10 protein-coding genes are annotated in these 12,006 nt (G+C 65.4%); 4 read left to right on the forward strand and 6 right to left on the reverse strand.

Translation table 11 applies throughout. The features are described from left to right. Positions 1-45: 45 nt before the first annotated feature. Together fadA and fadB are read right to left on the reverse strand one after the other, a co-directional pair. A complete protein-coding gene (fadA, locus tag LT948_RS14380; RefSeq protein WP_003091203.1) occupies positions 46-1,221 on the reverse strand; it encodes an acetyl-CoA C-acyltransferase FadA in 1,176 nt (391 codons plus the stop codon). A gap of 30 nt (positions 1,222-1,251) precedes the next feature. After that, on the reverse strand, positions 1,252-3,399 hold the full coding sequence (gene fadB, locus LT948_RS14385) for a fatty acid oxidation complex subunit alpha FadB (protein WP_003091204.1): 2,148 nt from the start codon (positions 3,397-3,399) through the stop codon (positions 1,252-1,254). A gap of 427 nt (positions 3,400-3,826) precedes the next feature. Here fadB and LT948_RS14390 point away from each other — a divergent pair, with 427 nt between their 5' ends. Further along, positions 3,827-4,645, forward strand: coding sequence for a hypothetical protein (locus tag LT948_RS14390; protein WP_029610214.1), 819 nt, complete (start codon positions 3,827-3,829; stop codon positions 4,643-4,645). A 16-nt stretch (positions 4,646-4,661) separates the two neighbouring features. Here the strand turns inward: LT948_RS14390 and LT948_RS14395 are convergent, their stop codons facing one another. Further along, positions 4,662-5,096, reverse strand: coding sequence for a hypothetical protein (locus LT948_RS14395; RefSeq protein ID WP_009313816.1), 435 nt, complete (start codon positions 5,094-5,096; stop codon positions 4,662-4,664). A 207-nt stretch (positions 5,097-5,303) separates the two neighbouring features. Between LT948_RS14395 and LT948_RS14400 the strand changes: the two genes are divergently transcribed. Then, positions 5,304-5,741, forward strand: a complete 438-nt coding sequence (locus tag LT948_RS14400) for a universal stress protein (protein ID WP_003091210.1) — start codon at positions 5,304-5,306, stop codon at positions 5,739-5,741. 29 nt (positions 5,742-5,770) lie between these two features. On the opposite strand, the gene LT948_RS14405 is transcribed toward LT948_RS14400, so the two are convergent. Together LT948_RS14405 and LT948_RS14410 are read right to left on the reverse strand one after the other, a co-directional pair. Beyond that, positions 5,771-6,457 (reverse strand): DUF6901 family protein, encoded by a 687-nt coding sequence (locus LT948_RS14405; protein WP_003130673.1) that lies wholly within the window; start codon positions 6,455-6,457, stop codon positions 5,771-5,773. Between the two features lie 149 nt (positions 6,458-6,606). Continuing rightward, entirely contained in the window at positions 6,607-8,529 is a 1,923-nt protein-coding gene (locus tag LT948_RS14410; RefSeq protein WP_033996122.1) for an ATP-binding cassette domain-containing protein, read from the reverse strand. A gap of 225 nt (positions 8,530-8,754) precedes the next feature. Here LT948_RS14410 and slt point away from each other — a divergent pair, with 225 nt between their 5' ends. After that, entirely contained in the window at positions 8,755-10,683 is a 1,929-nt protein-coding gene (gene slt / locus LT948_RS14415) for a lytic transglycosylase Slt (RefSeq protein ID WP_015649145.1), read from the forward strand. Between the two features lie 56 nt (positions 10,684-10,739). Next, positions 10,740-11,126, forward strand: a complete 387-nt coding sequence (locus tag LT948_RS14420; RefSeq protein WP_003091225.1) for a lysozyme inhibitor LprI family protein — start codon at positions 10,740-10,742, stop codon at positions 11,124-11,126. Between the two features lie 43 nt (positions 11,127-11,169). Here the strand turns inward: LT948_RS14420 and LT948_RS14425 are convergent, their stop codons facing one another. Further along, positions 11,170-11,976: an MOSC domain-containing protein gene (locus LT948_RS14425; protein WP_003113973.1), complete on the reverse strand. Its 807-nt coding sequence runs from the start codon at positions 11,974-11,976 to the stop codon at positions 11,170-11,172. Positions 11,977-12,006: the final 30 nt, after the last annotated feature.

The raw sequence follows: 12,006 nt of genomic DNA on the forward strand, positions 1-12,006 counted from the left end.
CGAAAGCCGGGGCACGAGGCCCCGGCTTTCCCCTTCGACGAACGCTTAGACGCGCTCGAAGACGGTGGTGATACCCTGTCCCAGGCCCACGCACATGGTGGACACGCCAAGGGTACCGCCGTTCTGCTTCATCACGTTCAACAGGGTGCCGGAAATGCGTGCACCGGAGCAACCGAACGGGTGACCCAGGGCAATGGCGCCGCCGTGGAGGTTGACCTTCTCGTCCATCTTGTCGAGCAGCTTGAGGTCCTTCAGCACCGGCAGGGCCTGGGCGGCGAAGGCTTCGTTGAGTTCGACGAAATCGATGTCGGCGATGGTCAGGCCGGCGCGCTTGAGCGCCTTGTTGGTCGACGGCACCGGGCCGTAGCCCATGATCGCCGGGTCGACACCCGCCACGGCCATGGAGCGGATCACCGCCATCGGCTGGATGCCCAGGTCCTGGGCGCGCTGGGCCGACATCACGATCATGCAGGAGGCACCGTCGGTGATCTGCGAGGAGGTCCCCGCGGTCACGGTGCCGCCTTTCGGATTGAACGCCGGCTTCAACTCGGCCAGGGTCTCGACGGTGGTTTCCGGACGAATGGTCTCGTCGAAGTCGAAGACTTTCAGGAAACCGTTCTCGTCATACCCTTCCATCGGGATGATCTCGTCCTTGAACTTGCCTTCCTGGGTGGCCTTCCAGGCCAGTTGGTGCGAACGCGCGCCGAACTTGTCCTGCGCCTCACGGCTGATACCGTGCATCTTGCCGAGCATTTCCGCGGTCAGGCCCATCATGCCCGAGGCCTTGGCGGCGTACAGGGACAGGTGCGGGTTCGGGTCGACGCCATGCATCATGCCGACGTGGCCCATGTGCTCCACGCCGCCGATGACGAATACATCGCCATTGCCGGTCTGGATCGCCTGGGCGGCGGTGTGCAGCGCGCTCATCGACGAACCGCACAGGCGGCTGACGGTCTGCGCGGCGCTGGTGTGCGGGATCTGGGTCATCAGCGACGCCATGCGCGCGATGTTCCAGCCCTGTTCCAGGGTCTGGTTGACGCAGCCCCAGATCACGTCTTCCACTTCGGCCGGGTCGACCTTCGGGTTACGCTCCAGCAGCTTGCTGATCAGGTGCGCCGACATGGTCTCGGCGCGGGTGTTGCGGTGCATGCCACCCTTGGAACGACCCATCGGGGTGCGGCCGAAGTCGACAATGACGACGTCTCTCGGATTCAGGCTCATAAATTCACTCTCGCTCTAGTCGTTCCGCGATTAACCGAAGAATTTCTGACCGTTCTTGGCCATTTCACGCAGCTTCGCGGTCGGGTGGTACAGCGCGCCCAGCTCGGCGTACTTGTCGGCCAGGGCCACGAACTCGGCGACACCGATCGAATCGATGTAGCGCAGAGCACCACCACGGAAGGGCGGGAAGCCGATGCCGTAGATCAGGCCCATATCGGCCTCGGCAGCGGTCTCGACGATGCCGTCTTCCAGGCAACGCACGGTTTCCAGGCACAGCGGGATCATCATGAAGTTGACGATGTCCTCGTCGGTCACTTCGCGCTGCTCGACCACGATCGGCTTGAGCACTTCGTAGGCCTGCGGATCGGTGACCTTCTTCGGCTTGCCGCGCTTGTCGGTCTCGTAGGCGTAGAAGCCCTTGCCGTTCTTCTGGCCCAGGCGGTTGGCCTCGTACATCACGTCGACGGCGGTCTTGCCCTCGACCGCCATGCGGTCCGGGAAGCCCTCGGCCATGACGTCGCGGCCATGGTGGCCGGTGTCGATGCCGACCACGTCGGACAGGTAGGCCGGGCCCATGGGCCAGCCAAACTTCTCCATCACCTTGTCGATGCGCACGAAGTCGACGCCGAAGCTCAGCAGCTTGGCGAAGCCGCCGAAGTACGGGAACAGCACACGGTTGACCAGGAAGCCGGGGCAATCGTTGACCACGATCGGGCTCTTGCCCATCTTCTTGGCGTAGGCGACGGTGGTGGCGATGGCGGTTTCACCGGTCTTCTCGCCACGGATCACTTCCACCAGCGGCATCATGTGCACCGGGTTGAAGAAATGCATGCCGCAGAAGTTTTCCGGACGCTTCAGCGCCTGGGCCAGCAGGCTGATGGAGATGGTCGAGGTGTTGGAGGCGATGATCGCGTCTTCCTTCACCGCGCCTTCCACTTCGGCGAGCACGGCTTGCTTGACCTTGGGGTTCTCGACGACGGCTTCGACGACGATGTCGACGTTGCCGAAGTCGCCATAGGACATGGTCGGACGGATGCCATTGAGCGCCTCGGCCATCTTCGCCGGGGTCAGGCGACCCTTCTCGACGCGCTTGCCGAGCAGCTTGGCGGCCTCGTTCAGGCCCATCTGGATACCCTCTTCGCGGATATCCTTCATCAGGATCGGGGTGCCCTTGAGCGCCGACTGATAGGCGATACCGCCGCCCATGATGCCGGCGCCGAGCACGGCGGCCAGTTTCACGTCCTTGGCGACTTCGTCGTATTTCTTGGCTTTCTTCTTCAGTTCCTGGTCATTCAGGAACAGGCCGATCAGGCTCTGCGCGACCGAGGTCTTGGCCAGCTTGACGAAGCCGGCGGCTTCGACTTCCAGTGCCTTGTCGCGGCCGAAGTTGGCGGCCTTCTGGATGCTCTTGATGGCTTCCACCGGCGCCGGGTAGTTCGGACCGGCCTGGCCGGCGACGAAGCCCTTGGCGGTTTCGAAGGCCATCATCTGCTCGATTGCATTCAGCTTCAGCTTTTCCAGCTTCGGCTGGCGCCGTGCCTTGTGGTCCAGCTCGCCGGCGACGGCGCGCTTGGCCAGGTCCAGGGCTGCGGCCTGCAGTTGCTCGGGAGCGACCACGGCGTCGACGGCGCCGACCTTCAGGGCGTCCTCGGCCTTGTTTTCCTTGCCCGAGGCGATCCACTCGACGGCGTTATCGCAGCCGATCAGGCGCGGCAGGCGGACGGTGCCGCCGAAGCCCGGGTAGATGCCCAGCTTGACTTCCGGCAGGCCGACCTTGGCGGTCGCGCTCATCACGCGGAAGTCCGCGGCCAGGCACATCTCCAGGCCGCCGCCGAGGGCGATGCCGTTGATCGCGGCAACGGTGGGTACGTCCAGGTCTTCGAAGTCGCTGAAGATCTTGTTGGCTTCGAGGTTGCCCGCCATCAGTTCCTCGTCGGGCAGCTGGAAGTTGTCAACGAACTCGGTGATGTCGGCACCAACGATGAACACGTCCTTGCCGCTGGTCACGATCACGCCCTTGACCGATGCATCGGCCTTGATCGCATCGACTGCCGCACGCAACTCACTGAGGGTGAGACGGTTGAACTTGTTGACGGACTCGCCCTTGAGATCGAAATTCAACTCGACGATGCCGCCCTCAAGAGGCTTAACCGTGATGGCTTTACCTTGGTAAATCATCAACTGATCTCCACGCTATTATGGAAGCTTGAACTTACACATCGGACGCCGTGTCGGGACCCTTTCGGCAACCGCCGAGCATAGTCCCAAACCCTTCGGCACACCCGCCGACGCGATAACCGGGTCTCTATTGTCGAGGCCTGCGCGAGGCAAACGCTCGATTCATACGCCCGTTTGACTTGGGTGCGCACACATTCCGGCAAAAGCCGGGAATTGTCAATCAGCCATCCGGAAAACACCTGCCCTCCTCCAGGCCCTCTGCGCAGGGCCATTCAGCCAGCCTCTGTCGGACCATTCAGATGTTCGATGATCGGCGCCGTGGGCGCTTGTCCCGGTGCGGAAAGGCAGGCTAGAGTCGCCGCAGATCGCCATGCGCGATCGGCCACGGGCCGTTACAAAAGAACAACAAGAAGGCCTCCAGGGCCACATGGAGATGGAACCCATGATCTGCCGTCCGTTCACTCTTTGTCTGGCCCTGCTCGGCCTGCTGAGCCTCCCCGTCTTCGCGGCAGGGACCGCCGATGACCTGCTCGCCCTGCACCAGATGCGGCTCGCCACGCAGAAATCCCTGAACGCCTTCTTCATGTACGTCGGCCAGGAAGGCGATCAACGCTACGCCAGCCTGATCGAAAGCTCGACGCAGACGGCGGAAGCCCGCCTGCAGCGACTCGACGGCGTGAACGGCAGCGAATCCCGGCGCCTGCTGGGCCAGCTTCGCGAGCAATGGCGGGACTATGCGCAAGACCTCGACAAGCTGACCGGCGCGGTGCGCAACAAGGGCTACAGCGACCTGCAACCGGTCGCCGACCTGGCACGGCGCAACCAGCAACTGATGGACCTCGGCGGCCAGTTGTATCGCAGCCTGCAACGGGAAAACGCCGCCACGGTGCCGACGCTCACCGAGCAGAGCCGCGAACAGAGCCTGCTGATGCAGGACATTGCTCTGGACTATGCCTCACGCAACGCGTCGGTGGGCGCCAGCTTCTTCGGCGGCGGCGAGGAGCGTCCACTGGACGACCTGGCCAGCCGCTTTTCGGTCAACCTGTTGAAGCTGCAGCAGGCGCCGCAGAACGACGAGGAGATCGCCAGGGCGCTGCGCAGCGTGGCGATCAAGTGGCACTACATCGAGAAGTCCCTGCGCAACTACAACCAGAACAGCGTGCCGTTCCTGGTCAACAAGAATGCAGACCGGATCATCGATGGCCTGGAGAAGGTCGCCGCGCTGTATGCCGCGCGCAACCAATGAACCTCGGCGCGCCGCCTCAGGCGCGCTGGCGGAGAAACTCGGCGATGCGCCCGAGGTCGGCGCTATCGCCGCGCTCGCCCCAATACAGGGCAAGGAACTGGGCGGTCGCCTCCACCTTGTAGACATCCCCGGGGAGGCTGCGCAGGGCGTCCAGCAACTCATCGTCCGCGCACGGCTCGCGCCACTGGTTCAGCCACTGGGCCGGGGTATTCTGCCAATAGCACCAGGCCTCCCGGCCGCGTCGGCGCGGGCAGTGGAACTGCGCGCAGGACGTCGGCGGAGCGCTCTCCAGCCAATGCGGCCAATCCTGGCGCGCGAGCTGCATGGCCAGGCCGAGACGGCGCGCCTCGAGGCGCAGGGCCATCTTGCCGCGCTGCCTGTTGGACGGCATCAGCCAGGCCAGGGGACTGAGCATGACAGCCAGCAGCAGGATCACCAGCCAAGTGGTCATAAGGAACGGACACTCGAAAAACGGTTAAGGCATTTGCCTCGATCCACGCGCGCAGGCAGGATCGGTCGCAGTCGCCAAGAGAGGCGCAGTTTACAGGCGAATGCGACCACGGCGGAGCAGCTTTTTGCCCAGCGCAACGGAACAGGTTCCACGCGCGGCGCGAAAGTCCATAATGAAAACACTATCCCCTTCTGGGAGGAGACGTTCATGCCCTATCAACACATTCTGGTCGCCGTCGACCTGACCGACGAATGCGACCCGGTGATGAAGCGTGCGGCGGCCCTGGCCACCAGCAACCAGGCCCGGCTCTCGGTGGTGCATGTGGTCGAGCCCATGGCCATGGCCTTCGGTGGGGACGTGCCGATGGACCTGTCGATGTTGCAGCAGCAGCAGTTCGACCAGGCCCGTGAACGCCTGGATGCCTTCGCCGTGCGCTATCCGGACCTCGGCAGCGAGCAGCGCCACCTGGTCTACGGGCAACCGCGCCAGGAAATCCACCGCCTCGCCGCGGAACAGGCCTGCGACCTGATCGTGGTCGGCAGCCACGGTCGCCACGGCCTGGCGCTGCTGCTCGGTTCCACTGCCAACGACGTGCTGCACGGCGCGCCCTGCGACGTGCTCGCGGTGCACCTGAAGAAAGCCTGATCTCTCCCCGCTCGGCCGGGGCCTGCGCCTCAGCCGAGCGTTTCCTCGGCGCTCATCACCAGCGGGCGGATCTTCTGCAACTGGGTTTCCAGCGAATAGCTGATGCTCGACGACAGCGAGAAGAAGGTCAGGAACGCCTTCAGGTTGGAATCGCTGACACAGGTGTCGTGGATTCGCTGCCAGAACGCCTGGTTGACCAGTTGCAACTGCTGGAACAGCCTCACCAGCCCTTTCAGTTCCCAATCGGCATGCCGCCCCTCGCGGAAGTTGAAGTACTGGCGCATCAGGTACAGCGGCACCACCCGCAGCACGAACTCCTGGTTGCTGGCGAACGGCAAGTGCTGCATGGCCATCGGCCTCAGCGGCGCCAGCAGCGGACAGGCGCTGCTGGCCATGATCAAGCCGATCAGCGCGCGCAGTCCTTCCTCCAGGCCCGCCTGCTTGATGTACTCGCGCTCCGGCGTGCGCACGCAGATGCCGGCCTTGCGGAACGCCGGCAGGTTGCGGAAATCCTCGATCACCCCATGCAGGTCGACCGCCGCCGGACAATGGCTATAGCGTTCGCGATCGAGCGGGCAGTTGCTGCAGCGATTGTGCTCCAGGCGCGTCCAGCGCGGCGCCGCGGAGGCCGCCTGCGGGTCGTAGTGCCGCTCCAGCTCGATGCGATAGTTGAGCTGATGCTGGTCGTCCAGCGTGATGCGGTACTCGATTGCCATGGACTGATCCTTTCTCGGGAGACGGCCGGCCCGTCAATGACGCCAGCCAGAGGGACCGACGGAGGACTGCACCCACCGCCGGCAAGGCCCGCAAGGATCATCGAGATGAGCCGCTATCACATTGATGCAGCTCACTTTTTCGAAATGGATCAGTCTTCCAGTTCAGCCCAGCGTTCGAGCAAGGCATCGAGTTCCTGCTGCAACGCGTCCAGCCGCGCCAGGGTTTCGCGCTGCTCGTCCTGCGGGCGCAGATAGAAATCCTGCTCCGCGATGGTTTCCTGGACACCCGCCAGCTCCGCCTCGACCGCGTCGATCTGCCCGGGCAAGGCCTCCAGCTCGCGCTGCAACTTGTAGCTGAGCTTTTTCTTCGCCGGCGCCTCGCTCGGCGCCGCGGCAGCCGGAACGGATTCGGCGGCGGGCGCCAACGCGGTATTCAGCTCGGCCTTGCCGCTCTTCGACTCGCTCACGCCGAGCAGGCGCGGCGTGCCCCCTTGGCGCAGCCAGTCCTGGTAGCCACCGACGAATTCGCGAACCTTGCCCTCGCCCTCGAAGACCAGGGTGCTGGTCACCACGTTGTCGAGGAAGGCCCGATCGTGGCTGACCATCAGCACGGTGCCCTGGAAGCCGAGCAGGACTTCCTCCAGCAGTTCCAGGGTTTCCACGTCGAGGTCGTTGGTCGGTTCGTCGAGCACCAGCAGGTTGGCCGGCTTGCTGAACAGCTTGGCCAGCAGCAGGCGCGCGCGCTCGCCGCCGGACAACGCCTTCACCGGGGTGCGGGCGCGCTGCGGACTGAACAGGAAGTCGCCGAGATAGCTGAGCACATGCCGGTTCTGGCCGTCGATGGTGATGAACTCGCGGCCTTCGGAGATATTGTCGATCACCGTCTGCTCGGGTTCGAGCTGATGGCGCAACTGGTCGAAGTAGGCCACTTCCAGCTTGGTGCCCACCTCGATCTTGCCCGAGGTCGGCTGCAGGTCGCCAAGCAGCAGCTTGAGCAAGGTGGTCTTGCCGGTACCGTTGGCGCCGAGCAGGCCGATACGGTCGCCGCGCTGCAGGACCATGGAGAAGTCGCGTACCAGCGGCTGGCCGCCGGGATGGGCGAAGCTGACGTGCTCCACCACGATCACCTGCTTGCCGGACTTGTCCGCGCTTTCCAGCTGGAAGCTGGCCTTGCCCTGGCGCTCGCGGCGCTCGGCGCGTTCGCGACGCATTTCCTTCAGTGCCCGAACCCGCCCTTCGTTGCGCGTGCGGCGGGCCTTGATGCCCTGGCGGATCCACACTTCTTCCTGGGCCAGGCGCTTGTCGAACAATGCGTTGGCGGCTTCTTCGGCGGCCAGTTGCTGTTCCTTGTGCACCAGGAAACTGGCGTAGTCGCCGTTCCAGTCGATCAGGTGGCCACGATCCAGCTCGAGGATGCGGGTCGCCAGGGATTGCAGGAAGGCGCGGTCGTGGGTAATGAACAGCACCGCGCCGTTGAAGCCCAGCAGCGCTTCCTCGAGCCAGGCGATGGCGCCGATGTCCAGGTGGTTGGTCGGTTCGTCGAGCAGCAGCAGGTCCGGCTCGGCGACCAGCGCCTGGGCCAGCAGCACGCGCCGACGCCAGCCGCCGGAGAGTTCGGCGAGGGTCTTGTCGGCCGGCAACTGCAGGCGGCTGAGGGTGCTGTCCACCAGTTGCTGCAGGCGCCAGCCATCGCGCGCCTCGAGTTCCTGCTGGACCCGCGAGAGGCGCGCCAGGTCGTCGTCGGTATGGATGTTCAGGCTCAGGTGGTGGTACTCGGCGAGCAGCTTGCCGACTTCCGCCAGGCCTTCGGCCACCACGTCGAACACTGTCCGTTCGTCGGCACGCGGCAGTTCCTGGGGCAATTCGCCGATCTTCAGCGCCGGTGCGCGCCAGACTTCGCCGTCGTCGGCCTGCTGTTCGCCCTTGACCACCTTGAACAGGCTGGACTTGCCGGTACCGTTGCGCCCGATCACGCAGACCCGCTCGCCACGGCCGATCTGCCACGACACCTTGTCCAGCAAGGGAGTGGTGCCAAAGGCAAGGGATACATCGGTGAACTTGAGCAGGGTCATGGGCGCCTCCGGAAACAGGGCGCGCATTTTACGCCGGATAGGCATCGGATGGCACGGCGCTTTCACCGCCATGCCGCAACGGCTAAGCTTAGGCGAGCCATCCGCCCGGCTTCGGGCGCGCCCCGCGACAGCGGTCGCGCGCCGGTCCCGCGAGCGGTCGAAACGCCCGTAGGCAGCCGTTGCGGACCTGCCGACGTTACCCGACATCACCTGCCCGGATAAGTCATGCGCGGTCGCCTGTTCACTCTCGTTTCCTGCCTTTTGCTCAGTATTTCCTCCGTCGACGCGGTCCACGCCGCTTCCCTGACCGAACAACGCCGTCTCTACGACCAGGCCAAGGCCGCCCTGGCCAAGGGCAACAGCGCGCCCTACATGGCCTCGCGCAGCGCCCTGCGCGATTACCCGCTGGAACCCTACCTGGCCTACGACGAGCTGACCCACCGGCTGAAGACCGCCAGCAACGAGGAGGTCGAGCGCTTCCTCACCGAACACGGCGACCTGCCGCAGATCGGCTGGCTGAAACTGCGCTGGCTGCGCCTGCTGGCCGATCGCGGCGACTGGAAGACCTTCGTCAACTACTACGATCCGAAGCTGAACTTCACCGAACTCGACTGCCTGTATGGCCAGTACCAGCTGGGCCACGGCCAGAAGGCCGAAGGTTACGCCACCAGCGAACGCCTGTGGCTGGTCGGCAAGTCGCAGCCGGCTGCCTGCGATACCCTGTTCGGCCTCTGGCAGGGCGAAGGCCAGCTCACCGAGGAAAAGGTCTGGAAACGCCTCAAGCTGGCCGCCGAAGCGCGCAACTACAGCCTCGCCTCGCACCTCGCGCAGCGCCTGCCGACCCTTGGCAACCAGGGCGCGCTGATGGTCAGCGTGGCGCAGAACCCCGCCCAGCTGAGCCAGACCGGCCGCTTCAGCCAGCGCGACCATGCCACCGCCGACGTGGTCGGTCTCGGCCTGCGCCGCCTGGCGCGGCAGGACCCGGAAAAGGCCCTGAGCCTGCTCGACTACTACAGCTCGGCGCTACCCTTCTCCAGCGACGAGAAGGTCGCCATCGCCCGCGAGATCGGTCTCAGCCTGGCCAAGCGCTTCGATCCGCGCGCACTGCCGCTGATGACCCAGTACGATCCCGGCCTGCGCGACAACACCGTCACCGAATGGCGCACCCGCCTGCTGCTGCGCCTGGGCCGCTGGGACGAAGCCTATGCGCTGACCCGCAAGCTGCCCCAGGATCTCGCCGCCACCAGCCGCTGGCGCTATTGGCAGGCACGCAGCCTGCAACTGGCACAGCCGAACAGCAAGGAGCCGATCGCGCTGTACCAGAAGCTCGCCGGCGAGCGCGACTTCTACGGTTTCCTCGCCGCCGACCGCCTGAGCGTGCCGTACAAGCTCGGCAACCGCCCTGCGCACATCGACCCGCGCGTCCTGCAACGCGTACGCAACGCCGCCAGCACGCGCCGGGCCATGGAGTTCTTCAACCGTGGCGAAGTGATCAACGCCCGCCGCGAGTGGTACCACGCCGCGCGCCTGTTCGATCGCGACGAGCTGATCGCCCAGGCCAGGCTGGCCTACGACATGCAGTGGTATTTCCCGGCGATCCGCTCGATCAGCCAGGCGCAGTACTGGGACGACCTGGACATCCGCTTCCCGATGGCGCATCGCGCCACCCTGGTGCGCGAAGCGAAGAACCGCGGCCTGCACTCCAGTTGGATCTTCGCCATCACCCGGCAGGAAAGCGCGTTCATGTCCGATGCCCGTTCCGGAGTCGGCGCCACCGGGCTGATGCAGCTGATGCCCGGCACCGCCAAGGAGACCTCGCGCAAGTTCGGCATCCCGCTGGCCTCGACCCAGCAACTGATCGTGCCCGACGTCAACATCCGCCTCGGCGCCGCCTACCTGAGCCAGGTGCATGGCCAGTTCAACGGCAACCGGGTACTCGCCTCGGCCGCCTACAACGCCGGTCCGGGCCGCGTCCGCCAGTGGCTGAAAGATACCCGCCACCTGGCCTTCGACGTGTGGATCGAGACCATTCCGTTCGACGAGACTCGCCAGTACGTGCAGAACGTGCTGTCCTATGCGGTGATCTACGGGCAGAAGCTCAATGCGCCGCAGCCCATCGTCGACTGGCACGAACGCTACTTCGACGATCTCTGACCCCCAACCCGGCCCGGACGCCCGGGCCTTTCCAGTACCTTGAAAAGGACCTCAAGATGAACAAGCCCCTCGCCACCGCCCTGCTCGCCGCCTCCAGCCTGCTGCTCGCCGACGGCGCCCTGGCCGCCGACGCCTGCGGTACGCCGCGCAACGCCTTCGACAGCGTGTACTGCCGCAGCGGCGAGTTTTCCCAGGCCGACCGCGAGCTGAACCAGCAGTTCGGCACCCTGCGCAAGCACCTGAACGACGGCCAGAAAGCCCTGCTGAAGAAGAGCCAGATCGCCTGGATCAAGGAGCGCGACGCGGCCTGCAGCGAAAGCAAGGACAACGGTTATTTCGTCAATCTCGACTGCGCCACCGAGAAGACCCGCCAGCGCCTCGACTTCCTCCGCGAACGCGAGCGCGAGTGCCTGAGCACCGGTTGCGTCGACGCCAAGCTCTGATCGCCGGCAATGGCCGCCCGCCGCAACGGCGGGCGACCGTTCCTCAGTCGAGGATTTCCACCGGCATCCCCACCTCCAGGCTGCCCTGTCCCAGCGCAATCAGGTTCTGCCCGAACAGCACCGCGCCATCCTTTTCCCGGTAGGTCTTCAGGGTCGTCAGCGGCTCGCGGTCCTCGTTGCGCTCGCCGGTCGCCGGATCCAGGGTGGTGAGGATGCAGCGGGAACAGGGCTTGGCCACGACGAACTCGACCGAGCCGATGCGGATGCGTTTCCAGCCGTCCTCGGCGAACGCGGCACTGCCTTCCACCACCAGGTTGGGACGGAAGCGCAGCATCTCCAGCGGCCGGCCGACCCGCTGGCTGAGGTCGTCGAGCGAAGCCTGGCCGATCAGCAGCAGCGGGAAGCCGTCGGCGAAATGCACCTTCTGCCCCGGCTCGGCGTAGCCGGTATCGACCTGCCGCGCGCGCGCCTCGGGAATGTGCACCAGGCGCGTCGGGCGGCCGAGGAAGCGCGTCAGCCAGTCCGCTGCGGCGTCGCCGGCATCCGGCGCCTGCAAGGTATCGCGCCAGACCGTGACGCCACGCAGGTTGGCGTCGGCTGCCGGTACTTCGAGGCTCAGCTCGGACATCCCCGGCGCATTCAGCCGCAGGACCTCCGGCGCCGCCCAGCGCGCCTGGATACGCCCCAGCTGCGGCAGCAGGCGCTGGGTGAAGAAACGTCCGGTTTCGGTGTCCACCGCCATCCAGCGTCGGTCGCCGACCACGCCCAGCGCATCGAGCGCGACGCGCTCCAGGGACTCGGCGGCGGAAGACTTGATCGGATAGCGGTACAGCGCGGAGAGACGGAACATGGAACCAGCATCCTTGGTGGAAAGATGCTG

The organism is Pseudomonas sp. CP-1, assembly GCF_021213715.1.
In the GTDB taxonomy this organism is placed as follows: Bacteria; Pseudomonadota; Gammaproteobacteria; order Pseudomonadales; family Pseudomonadaceae; genus Pseudomonas; species Pseudomonas aeruginosa.